At 35.9% G+C, this 18,686-nt stretch carries 12 protein-coding genes; 1 reads left to right on the top strand and 11 read right to left on the bottom strand.

Annotation, left to right across the window (positions count from 1 at the left end):
- Positions 1 to 489 precede the first annotated feature (489 nt).
- From eda to B6A32_RS11940, 6 genes are all read right to left on the bottom strand, one after another.
- On the bottom strand, positions 490 to 1,110 hold the full coding sequence (gene eda / locus B6A32_RS11965; protein ID WP_085304315.1) for a bifunctional 4-hydroxy-2-oxoglutarate aldolase/2-dehydro-3-deoxy-phosphogluconate aldolase: 621 nt from the start codon (positions 1,108 to 1,110) through the stop codon (positions 490 to 492).
- A 66-nt stretch (positions 1,111 to 1,176) separates the two neighbouring features.
- The gene (locus tag B6A32_RS11960; protein WP_085304313.1) at positions 1,177 to 2,112 is read right to left on the bottom strand and encodes a sugar kinase; all 936 of its coding nucleotides are present in this window, start codon (positions 2,110 to 2,112) and stop codon (positions 1,177 to 1,179) included.
- A gap of 81 nt (positions 2,113 to 2,193) precedes the next feature.
- Entirely contained in the window at positions 2,194 to 3,498 is a 1,305-nt protein-coding gene (locus tag B6A32_RS11955) for an MFS transporter (protein WP_085304311.1), read from the bottom strand.
- Positions 3,495 to 3,875: a cupin domain-containing protein gene (locus tag B6A32_RS11950; protein ID WP_085304309.1), complete on the bottom strand. Its 381-nt coding sequence runs from the start codon at positions 3,873 to 3,875 to the stop codon at positions 3,495 to 3,497. The genes B6A32_RS11955 and B6A32_RS11950 overlap by 4 nt, the downstream gene beginning before the upstream one ends.
- A gap of 9 nt (positions 3,876 to 3,884) precedes the next feature.
- Positions 3,885 to 6,071: a heparinase II/III domain-containing protein gene (locus B6A32_RS11945; protein WP_233131408.1), complete on the bottom strand. Its 2,187-nt coding sequence runs from the start codon at positions 6,069 to 6,071 to the stop codon at positions 3,885 to 3,887.
- An 86-nt stretch (positions 6,072 to 6,157) separates the two neighbouring features.
- A complete protein-coding gene (locus tag B6A32_RS11940) occupies positions 6,158 to 8,428 on the bottom strand; it encodes a polysaccharide lyase 6 family protein (RefSeq protein ID WP_085304305.1) in 2,271 nt (756 codons plus the stop codon).
- A gap of 445 nt (positions 8,429 to 8,873) precedes the next feature.
- On the opposite strand from B6A32_RS11940, the gene B6A32_RS11935 reads away from it, so the two are divergent.
- Positions 8,874 to 9,614: a FadR/GntR family transcriptional regulator gene (locus B6A32_RS11935; protein WP_085304303.1), complete on the top strand. Its 741-nt coding sequence runs from the start codon at positions 8,874 to 8,876 to the stop codon at positions 9,612 to 9,614.
- Positions 9,615 to 10,341: 727 nt separating this feature from the next.
- Here B6A32_RS11935 and B6A32_RS11930 read toward each other — a convergent pair.
- The 5 genes from B6A32_RS11930 to B6A32_RS11910 form a co-directional block, all read right to left on the bottom strand.
- Complete coding sequence (locus B6A32_RS11930; RefSeq protein ID WP_085304301.1) at positions 10,342 to 11,226, bottom strand: NAD(P)-dependent oxidoreductase; 885 nt, start codon at positions 11,224 to 11,226, stop codon at positions 10,342 to 10,344.
- Between the two features lie 852 nt (positions 11,227 to 12,078).
- Positions 12,079 to 13,113: a recombinase RecA gene (gene recA / locus B6A32_RS11925; RefSeq protein ID WP_085304299.1), complete on the bottom strand. Its 1,035-nt coding sequence runs from the start codon at positions 13,111 to 13,113 to the stop codon at positions 12,079 to 12,081.
- Positions 13,114 to 13,543: 430 nt separating this feature from the next.
- Positions 13,544 to 14,740 carry a mannonate dehydratase gene (uxuA, locus tag B6A32_RS11920; protein ID WP_085304297.1) on the bottom strand — a complete coding sequence of 399 codons (1,197 nt, stop codon included), beginning with the start codon at positions 14,738 to 14,740 and terminating at the stop codon, positions 13,544 to 13,546.
- A gap of 674 nt (positions 14,741 to 15,414) precedes the next feature.
- Positions 15,415 to 16,491, bottom strand: coding sequence for a class I mannose-6-phosphate isomerase (locus B6A32_RS11915; protein ID WP_085304295.1), 1,077 nt, complete (start codon positions 16,489 to 16,491; stop codon positions 15,415 to 15,417).
- A gap of 123 nt (positions 16,492 to 16,614) precedes the next feature.
- The gene (locus B6A32_RS11910) at positions 16,615 to 17,856 is read right to left on the bottom strand and encodes an Nramp family divalent metal transporter (RefSeq protein WP_085304293.1); all 1,242 of its coding nucleotides are present in this window, start codon (positions 17,854 to 17,856) and stop codon (positions 16,615 to 16,617) included.
- Positions 17,857 to 18,686 lie beyond the last annotated feature (830 nt).

Here is an 18,686-nt window from a genome sequence, read left to right as displayed (position 1 = left end):
CGACATCACAAAAAATATCTATTAGTTTATCCACTTGCCCACCTTGTTTGCTTTCAAATCGTTTTTAGTCGAAAGATCTGATCGCTAGGTGGGCAAATAGTTCCATTCTTATCCAGAATTCAGGTTAATTAATAAAACGATCTTCACTCGACCATCCTTATGAGAAGACTAATATTACTTTATTCAAACTTATAAACCGTAAAAAAGCAATTAAATAATATCTAAATTTAAGATAATCAGTACTGTACGCACATTCTACCCTACTAATATTATTCGCCTAAACTTGCATAATTATTCTAAATACTGATTAATAACGTAGAATTTGAAATAGAATGAAAGAAGTTTGTTTTGACATTAGTAATTAAATTTAAGGTAAACAAGTAATTATATTAATAGTCAGCCTCTAAATCTCAAGCATTAAAAAATAACAAAAAAGCCGGTGACCCATTACAGGCAACACCGGCTTTTTATTATTAAAAGTTGAATTGATTAACTGTTTAACGCCGCCTTACAGGCATCTGTAATTTTAGACCACTGCGCATTAGCAACCCATTCTGGATTCGCGACCCATGTTCCACCCACAGCAAAAACATTATTTAATGCTAAAAACTCATGTTGATTGTCTTGATTAACACCACCGGTAGGACAAAAAGAAATCCCCTTAAACACTGAACCCATAGCTTTTAGAAAAGGAGCGCCACCAGATAATGAAGCAGGAAACAGTTTTACTTCACTATAACCAAACTCTATAGCTAACAAAATGTCAGCCGTGTTAGATACGCCTGGTACTACTGGAACTTTGCAATTAGCTAAGTGTGTTAATAAGCTTGGTGAAATAGCGGGTGTAATTATAAAATCGCTGCCAGCATCTATTGCTTGTTGCAAAATATCTGCATTTATAATGGTGCCCGCACCAACTTTTAATGAAGGAAGTTCTTTTTTAATTGCTTTAATAACATCTAGTGATGCTTCTGTTCTTAATACAACTTCTACTAAGTCAATCCCTGCAGCAGACATAGCCTTTGCTATTTCTACCCCTTGAGTAACGGTGTCTGCCTGAATAATAGGAAGTAACTTTTGCTGGCCCATTAAGGTAGAGAATAATGTCATGAGTGTTCCTTTTGAACAATTTTATAAAATAAATAAACTAAGCGAATAGATACTAGGCATTAATAATTAAGATGCCATAAACTGTTGGTAAGCTGTTTTGTCTACAATGGCACCTTTGTGCTGTATAACAAAGCCTGCTGCTTTTGAGGCTAAAGCAATTGAATCAACGACCGAATGCCCTTCAAGACGCGCACCTAAGTAAACACCATTAAATGAATCACCAGCAGATGTAGTATCAACAACATTTTCAACTGGAGTAATTTCAAAATGTGTAATGTCGCCATTTAACACAACTAAAATACCTTGCTCACCGTTTTTGATGATTAACTCATTTAAAGCAAATTGTTGACAGTAGTTATTTACTTCTTCTGCTGTTTTCATGCCAAATAGCTGCTCAAAATCATCAACACCAGGGAGCGATAAATCAGACTTTTCTAAAGCAAGCTCAAATTGATCTTGAGCTTCTTTAGGACTACTCCACAATCGAGGTCGGTAATTAGGATCAAAAACTATTTTTACGCCAGCCGCCTTTAATCTGTCGATTAAGTTCCAGAAGCCTGCTCTTGCTGAAGGTTCAATCACAGCTAAAGAAATACCTGAAAAGAAAAACATATCGCCTATAGATAATCGACTAATGGCTTCGTCTGTTATATGTTGCATAACTTGCCTAGCAGCAGAGTTTTCACGCCAGTAAGTAAAACTTCGCTCACCTTGGTCATCAAGCTGAATTGAATATAAACCTGGAATTTTAGTCTCAGATTGATAAACAAAATCAGTTCCAATGTTTTCACTTTTAAAGTATTCGATCATATCTACGCTAAATTTGTCTTGACCAACAGCCGTGACCAAGTGCACTTTTTGTTCAGAAAACGTACGTTTCAAATAAACGGCCGTGTTAAAAACATCTCCAGCAAACGATTGTTTCATTGTATTAGCTGGCTGGTCTTTCGACGCGGCCATCAGCTCAATCATACATTCACCGAATAAAAAAATGTTTTTCATTTACAAACCTTAATAACTGACTTAAATAAAATAAAATTCTCGAAATCAGTTCCCGAGAATTTATGCTTTAACGTTTAATATTTAATTTTTAATTTTAGCTTTTAATGGTTCTACTTTCGGAATGAATATCCAAACAGCAGCAATGGCAATTACAGCTAGCGAAGCGCCAATAACAAATGCTGGAGTGTAGTTTCCGTCCGCGGTCAAAATAGGCACTAACGCCGTTAAACCTAAAGCACCAAGTTTAGCAGCCATACCAGAGAGCCCAGCTAAAGTACCAACCGCTTTTTTGCCAAATAAATCACTTGGTAAAGTTTGTACATTACCGATAGCGGTTTGGAAACCAAACAAGATAACCGCCATTATCATTACTGCAGTAGTTGGTCCACCAGGATCAGCCATAGCTAATAGTGCCGGTAACATAATTAAACAGCCTAACGTTATAGTAAGCTTACGTGTTTTATCTGTGTTCCAACCCGCTTTAATACGATTTTGAGCAAGTAAGCCACCAAACCAAGCACCAAACATAGCGCCAACATAAGGAACCCAACCGTAAATACCAATAGACTTAACATCCATAGCATAAACTTCGTTCAAGTAAATAGGGATCCAAAATACAAATAACCACCAAATAGGGTCAATCGCAGCAGAAGCAATAATTACGCCCCAGCTTTCTTTACGAGACAGTAATTCTTTAGTAGAAGGGTTATATTCTTTGTCATCTAAAGTACAGTCTGCATCCGTATTTCGTTGACCTGTTAAAATATATTCGCGTTCTTCATCAGTGATCCAAGGATGAGATTTAGGTGGCGCTTTTACCAGTATTATCCAAGGAATCAACCATAGTAAACCCACTAAGCCAATAACGATAAACACCATTTGCCAGCTAAAATAAACCGTTAAATAGGCAATTAATGGTATGGCAATAATACCGCCAATAGCAGCACCTGAATTAAAAATACCTTGCGCTAAAGCACGCTCTTTAGTTGGGAACCAATCAGCATTACTTTTAGCTGCGCCCGGCCAGTTACCAGCCTCTGCAACACCTAAAATTGCACGAAAAATACTAAAGCTAAGTGCGCCTTGTGCAAAGGCATGAGCAGCGGTTGCTAATGACCAAACACCGATAGATAACACAAAGCCTAAACGTGTACCTACCCAGTCAAATATTTTACCAAATATCGCTTGACCAAAAGCATACGACAAGATGAAGACGATAGAAATATTGGCATATATTTGCTTACGCTCTAAAGCCGACTCATCCGGAAACAAATCTTCTACAATATCAGGCCAAAGAACACTAAGTGCTGAGCGATCGATGTAGTTAATCACAGTTGCTAACGCAATAAGCGCAATAACCCACCAACGTAAATTTTTCATTTTCATGCGCTAGTTTCCTTATTATGAATATGGTCAAATGCCCCTTCTTCAACAAAGTCTTTGCGTGCAGGGCTGAAAGTATCTATTAAAATACCGCCCGTTGGGCATGTAGCACCGTGGTCAGCGTGTGGCGGTATAAAACAACTATCGCCTGGCTTTAATATTTGCGTTACGCCATCAATATTAAAGTGAAATTCACCTTCAACCACATAAGTTACTTGAGAATGTCTATGTGCATGGTTATAACCAATAGCCCCCTCAGCAAACCAAATTTTTACTGCCATAAGCTCATGGTTGTAACCTAACATTTGACGTTTTAAACCACCGCCTATGTCTTCAATTTCTGCTTCATTACCTAATGTAAAATGTGCACTCTGACTCATAGCTGACCCCTACTCTTTAATATTGAACAATTTAAAACGGCCATCAAATTGATATTTAGAGCCATTAAACGAAAATGTGTTTAGTTGATTATTTTTGATTTTATTTGCGGCATTAAACGCTAATAGATAATGCTTATTGCCACTTAAAATAATTTCTACTAAATCTATATTATTAATTTTTGTGTGTGTTAACTGTTGTACTTTACTTACCGCTGATAAGGTAAATTCTTTTGATGGGTTATATTCGCCATGTGGCTCTAATACGCTAACAAAGGTATGATTTTTAGCTTTTTCTTTACGATTAATAAAAGCATTTTCATTACGTAAATTAAACAATGGATCATTCGCGCCAATTTGAGTAAATATAATTGAAGCATCGCCATCCATCATTGATGAATTTGTATAAAACCTACCATTGTCATTTAACCATGTAATTTGTGATAAACCTGCCTTTGGTTGAGCTTGCGCTTTTAACCATAAATGTTGATAACCATTCTCTGTGCCAAGCACTGGTAAGCTGGTTAAGTTGGTTGCTAACTCAAAATTTGTACTGATAAGATGACCTTTATAGTGCACAGGTAAATCGTATTGATGCGCTTCATTAGAATTAACCTCGAATACATCAACAACTAAAGACTGTTCAGGATCTTTGCTGTTTAGCATAGGCAAGTTTATTAGTGCCATTGTTCGTTTTAAAGATACGCCATCATAAACACTGTCAATGTGCGCTGAACTGATAGTAACATTGTCATTTTTTGCAAAAAACACTAGCTCAGGATGATTAGCATTACCTTTTTTAACGTTCGCATTAAAGTGCGTTTTCTCATCAACAACCACAGTGTTATGTGCAACTGTTTGTTTCGCCCAAGTGTCATTCTCTGGTAAGTATCTACCGCCAAACTTTGCTTCAACATTTAAGAAACGAGCAGCGCCATAGTCTGAAACTACTTCTGCACCTTTATCGTAAAATTGCCAAGTTAGCTTATCAAAATGACCATGGCCTAAACCTTGCGCCGCAGGTTTGAACAACACAGCTTGCTCGCCACCAACGTTTTGACGCATAACAACAAGCGCACCTTGTTTGCCGTCGTTACCATCACCAAAAGCTACTGACTTAAACTTATAAGGTGTATCTAAGTTTTTATCTAACGCATTTGCTACTTTTAAACCATCACCCGTTAAAATAACTTGGTCTTGTTGGCGTGCAATATCAAGTAACGATGAATCTTGAGTCAATCCGTAAGCAATAGTGACACCATTAACTAACTCAATGGTATCAATACCTTTACTCTTTATCGCATCGTTAATTGGGAAGAAAAGCATGTTGTAACTTAGCTGTATTGTGGTATCAATTGCCTTTAATACAATGCCATCACGATACTCAAATATTTTACGCTCAGGTTGATTTGAATGAATGGCTTTAGCAAATGTTACAAAAGGCATTAACGCATAACGTTGATAATAAGGACCTTCGTTGTAATAACCTTGTGGCGAGAATAATTCATCAAGTTGTCTTAAAAAGCCACCTGTGCCTGACTTGTCTAAACCATAAAGCGCTTGTTCAACCCACTCTTGCTCGCCTAAAACATAGCCAGTCATACCAACAGCGGCTGTTGTCCAAGTGCCATGATTATGTACTTTGTTAAATGTTTCAGGTGACTCCACCGATAAAAACTTAACGACTGGGCGAAATAAGCCGTTTTCAATTTTTGTTTTCTCTGCACTAGACAAAGAACTTAAAATTAAATCGTAAGCTTGGCTGGTATAAACTAACCAAACAGCCTCATTTAAACTTTGCCAAAATAATTTCCCTGGGTTTTGCTTGCCCATTTTTCTTTGCGGGTGCAACGGTAGTGTTGGATAAAGGTTGGCGTACTCCAGTAACATATCGCGAACATAACTAGCATATTTATCATCTTGCGTTATCTGATAAACAACACCAGCGTCATACATTAATTTATAGTTTTTCTTATGACGTTCATGTGTATAACCACCGCCACCGTCTTTAGGTAAAGGCACGGTAATGATTTGTGCTATTTGTTTATCAACAGATGCCTTGCGTGCAACAAAAGCTTCAGTAAATTGCCCATCTTGTTCAATTGCACCACGCATGTCTTTAACGTCTGCCGGTGTAATAACCAAGTTAGGGCTAGTTCTAGCTAAAGTGCTAGTAGTTACCAATAAAGCCATTACCATTATGGCTAAAGCTAATAAGCTATTATTTAAGCTAGATAATCTAGATAAAGAAAGTGACATTTGATTAAAAAATTTCATAGCGGCTATTAATCCGATTGTTTATTATTTGATAGCACAGCAGTGTGCGGGCCTTTAGCATGTAACTCTTTTACGCTAGGTGATGCTGTTTTCTTTAAAACATTGTTTGTAACTTCCGTGATCGGCTCGCCTACAGTATGCTCTATAACAATATCAGCCGTGTTGTTAAACGTATTATTTTCAACATTGGTAACCTGTACACCATGCAAATAAAGACTTGACGATGTTTTGTTACGCTTACCATTACTACTATTATTAATTTTATTTTCAAACATTGCTAAATGTGGTCCAAAGGTACTTTCATCAGTTCCACCACGATATAAATTAACTAAAGTGCCCTGCACATTATTAAAAGTATTGTTTTTAAGCGTGACATATTCAGCGTTATAAATACCTAAGTCTTCAATTTCTTTATTTAAGCGTAAGAAATCACCGGTAATATTGGTAAAAGTATTCCCTGTTAATTCAATATAGTCAGCAAACGAACCATTACCAGCATCAAAGAAATGAAAAGAGTGATTAATATCAAGTGCACTTACCGAACTGTTACGCATAACAAAACGATAATTATCAACCATGCCCCACTTTTGAGTTCGTACTAATGTATTTCCAGCTGCATCAGGGCTACTTTTACCTGTGATAGTTAAACCATCAAGTGTTAAGCTACCGCCATCAGAAACTTGAAACAATGTAGAACGTTGAAAACTAATCACAGCTTTACCTTTATGCTGTGCTTTAATCGTAAGCGTTTTGTTAATATCGACCATTTTTCTGGCTTCATACTCGCCATCAGCCAATATAAGTACATCACCATTACTTGCTGCAGCTACCGCGTCGAATAATGCATCATCTTCCGCGTTAACATGAACAGTTTTACCTGATTCAAAAGCAATTAAACTGTCAACTTTTGGGTACCAGCTAGGACCTGTAGCTGATTTCAATGTTGGCGTTAAACCTTTTTTAGCGCCTTTATCAGCAAATTTAGAAGATGTTGGATAAAGTAAACCATTCTCCGCTCTTTTAAGTTCAACACTGCGCTTTTCAATACCCGATGCAAGAGACGTTAACGCAACGGTATTAGCCACATTGCCTTTAAACTTTATGCCGCTAACATCATCAAACAAAGTAAATGGCTGGTTGCCATCTTCATTAATAATTAAATTATTTTTTATCGTTGAGTTAATAGGTACTGCACTTCTTTCTGCATCACTACCCGCTGCAAGCTGAATATGCTTTACATTGACTAAAGTATTATTTTCAATTAATGCGTTTTCAACTTGATGATAACGATTAATCGATGAGTTAGGCACACCGTTCATTACGGTAAAGCCGCTACCAAAACGATAACCTGTTAAACCTTCTAAGTAGTTATTACGAATAATTTGATCTTTATTAATGACTCGAATACCGCCGGTATGATCAACACCATTACCAATAAATACATTTTCTTCAATTAAGTTACCATTACCATGGCGCATGGTAAGTGTGCCTCGTGACTCAAAGAAAACATTGTTACGAATTTCATTTTTCCCCGACTTAACTGAAATAATTTCAACTTCACCGTCACAACGATCAAAGTAATTATTTTCAACAACAGTAAAAGAATTTGATAAAGAGTAATGGCTAGTGCCAATACGCAGTGTTTCACCACCATTAGAGCCTAAGATTGGGCGTGGACCAAAATAGTTATGGTCTATTTTATGATGATTCTCTTGACTCTCTTCTGTATTAAGGCGAACAGCTACAGTGACACCTTTATTACGTTTACCAGAAAGGTAGTTATGATCTAAACGATTATATTGGCCATAGATTGCAACCCAATAATCAGACTCACGCTTATCTGGATTACTGAAATTATCAATAACAACTTCAGTTACACGTGAATGAAAAGCTAAATTGTCTTTATTACTTCTAAAAGAAACAACAGCGCTGCTTGGCGTATAACCATCTTTAAATACTAGGCCTGAAACAACTAAGTGCTTACCTGCTAGACGCAAGTTAGATTGCCCGGTAAGAAAAACCTGACCTTTGGTTTCAGCTTCTAAGGTAATGGGTTTATCTTTTGTGCCAGTGCCTTCAAACAAAATTTCAAAGTTATTATAAGTACCATTTGCTAAGACAATATTGTCACCCGCTTTAACTGCTTTCATCGCCTTTTTATAAGCCGCTTGGCCATCAACCAACCACTCTTTAGCTACTAGCGGGTTTGCTGTTAGCGCTAAACATAGCGTTAAGGTGAAACAACCTACTAAGTTAGCTGATAATTTTGTTTGTTGCATAAAATGACCTATAAAATTAAAGTTTAAAATTTGGCGTTTTATTAATAAAAATATAATAACGTCAACATATTTATATTGATTGAATTGAGCCTTCCTAAACTAAATAACTTCTCACATTCACTATAATTGGGCCAAACAGCTCGTTTTATAATGCAAAAGTTAGCTCGTGAAATATTTATAAATTACCTTCAATCCAATTTAACTGATACCAACACCAATTGTCAACCAAATAACATTACCAAACAATAAACAATTGGTAATAATAAAAGTTTCATTATATGCAAAGAGAGCTTACCTAAATTCTATTTACCTCTAGACCAAAATGGTATATAACAGGTATATAACTGATAGGTAAAAGCCTAATAGCTTTGCCATAAGCCAGTGAAAACGATATCATTAGTAATTGATGTTTTTACTTTAATATAAGTTAGCTAAGGAAAATAATATGGGCAGCAACCGCAGGCTGTTTTGGGGTATTGTAGATAAAATTGAAGCATTAATAGATTCTGGAGTTTACTCTCCAGGAAGTCGCTTACCACCAGAAAGAGAATTAGCAGAAACATTTAAAGTAAGTAGACCAACTATTCGTGAAGCAATTATTGCTTTAGAAGTGCGTGAAAAAATTGAGGTAAAAACTGGCTCAGGGGTTTATGTTTTAAAGCCGGCCAATCAACTTGCTGGGTCGCACAAGCAAGTCAATGCATTTGAAGTAACTCAAGCACGTGCTTTAATTGAAGGCGAAGTAGCTGCAATTGCCGCAACTACCATTACTGAAGACGAATTAGCTCGATTACACCAGACCTTAGTTGATATGGAACAAGGGCAATTTATTGCGGCGGCTGATAAAGAGTTCCACCAAATTATTGCTAATGCGACTCGCAATAGCGCAATGATACTTTCTGTACAAAATCTTTGGAAGTTACGTTCTTCAACACCTGAAATAATTAAAGACTATGACAGTGTATGTAGCAAAGATAACTCAAGAACTTTAGCTGAACATACTGCAATCTATCAAGCACTTAAATCTGGTGATTCAACCCAAGCAAGGTTTGCTATGCATGGTCACTTTAACCGCTTAATTAATGCCTTATTTGATGCTGTCGAATTAAGAGCCTTAGAAGAAATAAAACAGAAGAATAGTGAAAAACGAGGGCTTTATTCAATCCCGAGCTCTGGCGAACTCTAGCTAGTACTTAACCAAGTTTTAAAAACAAAAGGCCTCTTTATAAGAGGCCTTTTGTTTTTAAATTAATGGCAATTCCTGCACCTGCTTAGCAAAGTTCAGCTCCTCAATTACTGTCATCTAGGAATGGATTAAATTTTTCTTCATTTAATATAGATTACTGTTCAGGTTTCAAAAAAATAATTAACCTTTACAGGGATGTAAGCCAATAGAACCATACCGATATTTGTTGTTGAGCAACCGAAGACTATTGGAGTTAAATAACCTGAACTCTGGATAATGAGTGCTTGAAACTCAAGTAAACCAAAAGCTTAGGTAATAAAGTAAATGCTATAGCCAGGTGAACATCACGAATAGATATCATCAATGCTTCATTTTATGCCATTTCCAAGGCAAAGCGTTTATGAATAGCGCGCTATTTATCGACGTTTTAACGCAGAAAATGGATTAAAAGGGAACATTGAGCAAGTGCTGCTTATCCAGAGTTCAGGTTAAATATAACGAAGGATTAAACATAACAAAGAATTGAATTAGCATGACTAATTAAAGATGAGCAATTAATTAGCTGATTTGGAATAATAAAAAGTAATTTAAAAATGGTTTTTAAAGATACTTATTCCAATTATAAAAAACCAAAGACTCTATGACAGATCTTTGGTTTTAAATTTCAATTTGAATTTCAATAATAGCAAAAGTCGGCTTATGGATTTTGCTATTAAATTATTGCTAATTACTTAGCTAATTTAGTATTGAAGTAATCAAATATAACTGGCACATCATTTTGGCCAAGACCAGCATCAACAGCAGCTTGTAAATTAGCAGAAGTACCTTGAGCAATTAAAGACTCACCACCTAAATCTGAAACCATTTGATTAAAGTAGCCAAGATCTTTGTTTGCATTAGCAACAGAGAAACCTAATTTTTCTTCACCGTCTACAGCATAAAACTTGGTAAACTGCATAAATGGTGAATTAGATGGTCCAGCTGACATAATGTCAAATAATTGTTGCCCATCTACGCCTGCAGCTTTAGCTACTGCAAACGCTTGTGACATTGCAGTAACTGTAGTCATACCAATGAAGTTATTAATTAACTTAGTTGTATGACCCGCACCTAAAGCGCCAAGGTAAAATACATTTTCGCCTTGTTGATCTAATACTGGCTTAACTTTGTTAAAAGTTTCTTCGTTACCAGCAGCCATAATGTTAAGTAAACCATCTTTAGCATGTGCAGGAGTACGACCTAGTGGAGCATCAATCATGCCAGCACCTTTCTTCGCAAGATCAGCACCAATTTTACGTGTTGAATCAGGAATAGAAGTACCAAAATCAATTAATGTTTTACCTTCGCTCATACCTGCTAAAATACCATCTTCAGCATAAACAACTAATTCAACTACTTTAGAAGTTGTTAGTGCAAGCATTACGATATCACTTTTCTCTGCTAACTCTTTGCCTGATTTAACTTCAGTAGCATTACCACGAGCTATAACTTTTGCAACAGCATCTTGGTTAAGATCCATTACATTTACTTGAAAACCACGAGTTTGAAGGTTTTCAACCATGTTGCCGCCCATAAGACCAAGGCCAATGAAACCTATAGTAGGTTTTGTCATATCTAACTCCTAAAAATATTAGTGTTTATTTATCTAAGAACAAACATTACTCACCTTAATTTAGGCGGCATGCTAGTTTTGAGTAAATCTGGCTAATTCTATTAAGCCTTAAGTCAGTCTTTCGTAAAAATATAGACTAGCTTCAAATGCAACTCATTAATAATATTGGTATAAACACTTATATTCACACAGTATTTATACAAGCTTATTGTTAAGTTATATTCGAAACAATAAGTAATAACCAGATACTAACCAAAGGCACATTGGGTGTCAACCAATTATTGAGTATTGGTAATAATCACATCTTATTCTGTTCTTAGTAATTGGTTTGAAAGATCATCGGCATCAATTAAAGAATGTACTTTTTTGTATAAACTTAGCAGATAAAAAACAAGGAAAATCCACGGCGAAGCCTTTTTTTTATTGAGTTATATCATCAAAACCTTCTAAGAAATATATCTACATGGTGAGATATTACATCGCGTTTGTGTAATGTAATTTAGAAAGTAGATTCATTATTGGTAATATAGTGATAAGTTTTATTATCAGATATTTCTAAGTTAGTTATTCGACTTACCGTTAAAATTATTTTTAATAAACCTTACAATTGATCATAGATTACAACATTACAGGCTAGCTAATAACCTGTAAGACTTGCCAACTATGCGCCTGGTTATTTGCTCAGCCATTACTCTGTATAAACTTTTTGAGGCATGTATATTTATTAAATTTCTATATAGATATCTATGTGTAATAAGCGCCACCTGTTCTTGACTCATGTAAGAATCACTACAACTTAAGAACAAAAAAAGCCACTTATATAGTGGCTTTTTCTCTAACAGAACTTAACGTTTATTTTGCTACAGCGGCAGCTTTTTCATCAGCCTCTACAGGCTGTGTTTTTGGTAATAATAACTCACGCAAGCGAGTATCAATTTCTTTCGCTACTTCAGGGTTTTCTTTCAGGTATTTGGCTGCATTTGCTTTACCTTGACCAATTTTATCACCTTTATAGCTGTACCAAGCACCGGCTTTTTCAACCATTTCGTTTTTAACACCTAGGTCTACTAATTCACCTAAGCTGTTAATACCTTCACCGTATAAAATTTGAAATTCAACTTGCTTAAACGGTGGTGCAATTTTGTTTTTAACTACTTTAACACGTGTTTCATTACCAACGATTTCGTCACCATTTTTAACAGCACCTATACGGCGAATGTCTAAACGAACTGAAGCATAGAATTTTAATGCATTACCACCTGTTGTTGTTTCAGGGCTGCCAAACATAACACCAATTTTCATACGAATTTGGTTAATGAAGATAATCATGGTATTTGACTGTTTCAAATTACCGGTAAGTTTACGCATAGCTTGTGAAAGCATACGCGCTTGCAAGCCCATGTGTGAATCACCCATGTCGCCTTCAATCTCAGCTTTTGGTGTTAAAGCAGCTACCGAGTCAACTACGATAATATCAATTGCACCAGAGCGCGTTAACATGTCACAAATTTCAAGCGCTTGCTCACCCGTATCAGGTTGAGACACTAATAACTCGTTAATATTAACACCTAACTTTTCAGCATAAATTGGGTCAAGTGCATGCTCAGCATCAACAAAGGCACAAATTTTTCCATTACGTTGTGCTTCAGCAATAACTTCAAGTGTTAATGTTGTTTTACCACTTGATTCTGGGCCGTAAATTTCAACAACACGTCCAAGCGGTAAACCACCAGCACCTAGTGCAATATCTAATCCTAATGAACCCGTTGAAATTGTTTCAACGTCCATGCTGCGATTATCACCTAACTTCATAATTGAACCTTTACCAAATTGACGTTCGATTTGGCCTAAGGCAGCTGATAATGCTTTTTCTTTGTTATCGTTCATTTGTTGCTCCAAAATAATTTAGGTGCTTAATTCGTTTAATTGAGCAAAGTATACTGTATAGTCGTACAGTATCAAGTTTTTTATTGATTTATTTTTTTATCAATAAAAATCTTAATAACCGGTACTTTTATCTGACTGATATAAAAGAACTTATTTAACATTAGTAACTTTTGTCAATTTCAGTTTAAAAAGTTACTAATGTATTTTTTACTGTAGTTTACAGTACATGATTTATAATCGTGGAGAGATTTTGTCAATTTATATAAAAGGTGTTTATTTTATTAAACCTTTTATAGCTAATTTTGCTTGGACATTGAGTTTGGTATGAGTAGATTCAAATCAAGCGAGTTTTCTATGTACGACATACAAAAAAACCAAAGCAAAATTGCTTTGGTTTCAGTTTCAGTTTTTTATATCACTAATACTATTATTAACTTACTTGGCTAAGTGCCTTAATAACACCTCTAATTTCGGCTAGGCCTTTTAAGCGACCAATGCACGAGTAACCTGGGTTACCGGGTTTGTTAATGTCATCTAGTATTTGATGTCCATGATCAGGTCTAATAAATATCGGCGCACTATTTTTATTGTCAGCACGTGACTTTTCTTCACTCAATAATGCTGAAATTATTCCCACCATATCAACGTCGCTAGATAAATGCTCAGCTTCATAAAACGAGCGTTGTTCATTTTTGTCTCTACTAACGCCACGCAAATGAGCAAAATGAATACGCGCACCATATTGCTTAGCCATTACAGGAAGATTGTTATCTGGACGACTCCCATAAGTACCGGCACATAAGGTGATTCCGTTTGCAGGACTTGGCAGCTCAGAGAATAAGATATCTAAATCTTCTGATGTACAAATTATGCGAGGTAGGCCTAACATATCTCTTGGTGGATCATCAGGGTGTATGGCTAATTTAACCCCTAACAGCTCCGCTTTTGGTAACACCTGTGATAAAAAAGCAAACAAATTTTTTCTTAAAATATCTTTTGTAATATCTTTATAGTTCGCCAACATACTTCTAAAATTATCGATGTTGTATGCGTCTGTCATTTTACCTGGCAAACCAGCAATAATATTATTAGTTAACAGTGTTTTTTCATCTTCAGACATAGCCATGTAAACCGCTTTGGCTTGCTCTAACTCTTCAGCTGAGTAATCGGCTTCTGCATTTTCTCGCTTCAATATATATAAATCAAAGGCAGCAAATTTTTGTTGATCAAACCTTAGTGCATAACCACCATTGGGCAGTTGAAACTTTAAATCAGTGCGAGTCCAGTCGATAACTGGCATAAAGTTATAGCATATAGTTTTAATACCGCATTGAGCTAAGTTTTCCATTGAAGCTATCCAAGCATCAACGTAGCGCTGACTGTTGTCGCGACCTAACTTAATATCTTCATGCACAGGTATGCTTTCAACAACAGACCAAACTAGCTCAGATTGCTCATTATTACCTTGTTCAACTAACGCTTTATGGGCCTGAATTTGATCTAACGGCCATACTTCCCCAGTTGGAATAGCATGCAAAGCGCTAACAATATCTGTAGCACCAGTTTGCCTGACATCATTAATTGACACAGGATCATTAGGACCAAACCATCGCCAAGCTTCACGCATTATATTATCTCCACATCATCGTTTATGATGATTTTGTATTTATTCAAGACACTTAAGTAAGGTCTAACGTTAATAGTTTAGTTCGCTATAAAGCTAGCTATGCCATAAATGTTGCACTAACACTTTATCTAAAACTTCGAACGATTTAAGTAAATTTAAGCTGGCAAATATACGGTTATGCAATCTGAGTAAGCAATTAAATGAATCACTTAAATAGCCAATTAAAATTAAATTGCTACTTACCACTGTTGCAACAGAACCAGAAAGGCCTGACCAATAAAAGCATTTAAAATTACTACATGCCTAGCCTAAGCCGTTTAAAGGATGTTACACATTACACATTGGTAAGTCCAATTTTATTTACTATTGGTAAAACAGATATTTAAGTTATCGATAATGATAAAGCGAGTATTTTCAGGCCGTTTAATACTGCTGAAAGTTTAATCTGAATCTAGGTAGTTGAATATTAGATTTAATTTAGAAATACCAACATGCTTTGCTGTTAGCGGCGCTTGCTTATATAAAAAAATGAGACTCTAAAGCTAAAAAGGAAAAGCAATGTTACTCCTCAGTTTACATCACACACACCCGCTGTTTAAAACCATTAACGATTAAAATAATATAAATATTCGCTAATGGATAGCACATACACTAGTACATTTGAGTGACCACGCTTAGCTATTTCCAGGGTAACATTCGAGAACAGACATACCTGAATCCGTTTGATACTCGAACTCGGAAACGCCTGCAGGGCAGAAAAATCGATCCCAGCGTTTAAGCTCGGTGACCTCACCATTAATAATGAATGTGCCTGAGCCCTCGGTCACAATACCATAGAAAAATTCATGCTCATTGCGCTTAAAGCTTTTTGAAACTGATGCACGTTTAACAGTAAAACATGTTGTATCCTCAGCACCTATAAGCTCTTCAAGACTATTATCATGCTCGTCTGAAATTAGCACTTTAGGTATGCAACGAAACTCTGCATCTATTTTTTCAGGCGGAACGGGCTCGAAATTAAAGACGTCTAATGCGGTTTCAATATCCCTGCCCATAAATCTTGCTTGTTCTGGTATAACATAACCACAGCGTTCAAATTCGAACCTTACAGCAAGATCAGAAGGCTCCATAATTTCTAGCATAAGTATCCCCTCGCCTAATGCGTGAGGACGTCCTCCAGGTAATAAAAACACATCACCTGGCTTAACAGGTATGCGATCAAAACAACTTTCTATTGAAGCTATATCTTGCGTTTCTATCCAGGTTTTTAATTGCTCGCGACTTGGCGAACGCTGAAAACCTGCATATATATAGGGATCAGCGATATCTTCTCGTGTTTCAAGGATCACATAAGCTTCAGTTTTACCGCGTGGCATACCTAATCGCTCTTGCGCAAACTCTCGTGTTGGGTGGGCTTGAAAATGAAGGCGTGTTGAACTATCAAGATATTTAACCAGCGGAATATCATCTAGTGTACGCATATTATCACCATGACTCCCTAAGAAGTAAGCTTGGTTCTCTTGTAATAAATCACGAAATGGCACTGACTGCCCTTCTTCATTATCGACCATAGCTAAACCTTCTGAAATATGTTCACGGCCAACGTTACGCGCTTCAACAGTTGAGCCTATCCAGTCTTCAGGAAAACTAGTGTCTTGTGGTGACTCTTTACCTTCAATCGTATCAAGTAGCATGCCGCCTTGATAAGTACGCCAAACGCGATTCGCATTAAATTTAATTATTTTATTCATTGTTAATATTCCAGTAAAATTTTACATAAAGCACTTGTCAAAACATATAAAGAAGAAGATAAAACAAGTACTGAAGATTTCATTTTAAAAGGCTAACACTAAGTGACTAGCCCGTTTCACATACTAAAGTGCTTGTAAGGTAGACATAATACCGTTGAAGCTCATATAACTCATAACGATAGCAAAAACGAATATCAGCGAAAGTATAATGTTGGTTACCGTTGAAAATCTATACGTTCCCATCAGTGAGCTCTTATTACCAATATAAAAAATACATCCCACAGTTGCAGGTAATAATAAAGCGCCAAAAGCCTGAGAACTCACCATAACGGCAATCGGCTTAACACTAAAAATAGGCACAATTAAACCTAAGCAAGAAATAACTAAGGCAATAACACGGTAACTCGTACGCTTTAAATTAGGTTTACGTTGATGAAAGTCATCTAATAACCAAGGTAATAATGCCACGTTAGGAAACTGAGATGATACGCCAGCGGCTATAAGGCCAATAGTAAATATGGCTACGGCAGCTGCGCCTGCTAAAGGCTCTAATAAATAAATCATTTGTGTTACGTTGGTTAACGTTATGCCTTTTACAAATAATGAGCCTGCCGCTGCTGCCATGATTGACGTACTTACAATAAACATAAGAAAGGCAGAAAACAAAGCATCCCTATTTTGAGTTTTTAAGTCAGCCATCGTCCAGCCCGCTTCTTTCACTAAGATGGTTCTTAATATAAACAAGCCAGAAAACACAGTCGTACCAACCATTGATGCAATAACTAAAAAAGAACTTTTATCTGCTCCCGTGTCAGGAACGTTTGGTACCATACCATTTAATATTTCAATTGCAGGAGGCATTAAAATGAAAAAATTTATTAAAAAACAGACGGACATTATAGCGACAAAAATCGCCAATACTTTTTCAAAGACCTCTGTCTTACCAATCAAGAAAATAATATAAACAAAGGCAATAAAGAATAATGCGAAATACACGGCTGAAATGCCACCATCAATAAAGCTCTTTGACCACTCATAGCAAACATCGGCTAGTATTCCCATCACTCCAATAACGCTACCGCAAATTTGCGTGGTAAGTGCAACGATAAAAAATATAGCAACGCCAGGATGAATGTGCTTTTTAAAAGACTGCAATGCTGTTAAACCGGTTACTAAAGTAAACTTGCCAAATAAGTTAATTAAAAAGTAAGTAATTACACAAGAGATAAAGATGGTCCACAACAATGACATACCATAATCTGCACCTGCTTTAGCCATAGCGGTAACACTGCCAGTGCCAACAGTAAAACCGAACAAAAATATTCCCGGCAATAACGACTTAAAAAAAGTTTTCATATTATTCATGTTGAGTCTTTACCTAAAGTTAGAGTGAATTAAAGGGCATATTCATTAAGGCATTTAATTTCATGTAAGCCCATTAACTTGTAGTTACTGATAAATACTGACGGGATATTTATTTACACATCAGAACATATTTATTCATAACACCTAGTCAGCTTAAAAAAGCCCATCTTAGTTTTTTATAAGTTAAGTATTATTTATTGAGCCATTAACGCAATTAAATGAATGAGCGTATCTATATAAATAATTAAATAGCACACCCTATATATCATCACATCGAACTCAACATACGACTTACAGTCTTCAAAGCTAAAGCCTCGAAAGAAGCGTTTCATGCTGTTCAATAATTATTTACCCAAGACTATTGATATATACCCACTTGGTCAACCAATTTATATTACTGGTTAAACAAAACACCAAATTCGATTGTTTTTTAGACCAATAAAATATATGGAAAATAACAATTAGTATAACAATGGAATAAATAGATAACTTACAAAAACACATGCGTTATTTGTAAAAGGTAAACAGCCACCAAACAAAACACATAAATACAATAACTTAAAAAAACCTAAAATAACAAAATAACCAAGCGGTAATAATAAACCTACCAACTGGTAAGTCCAAACAGTTAATTTTTTAACTTTTTTGTATAACCAAAAGATTGGCCTTTGCTGCTTTTATTGTAACTATCTATGCTAATTCTTTTTGAGTACTTGATATTTTTACTTTCAGGGAGTTTGCAATTCTAGGGGACGACTTTAATTAACTAAAGATGTGGCTTTTGAGATGTTTGCAAAAATAATTTTCAAAAAAACTACACAGGGGAAATC

This window comes from Colwellia polaris, from assembly GCF_002104515.1.
Classification (GTDB): Bacteria; Pseudomonadota; Gammaproteobacteria; order Enterobacterales; family Alteromonadaceae; genus Cognaticolwellia; species Cognaticolwellia polaris.
The sequence above is the reverse complement of the archived record's forward strand: the minus strand, read 5'-3'. Positions and strand labels throughout refer to the sequence as shown.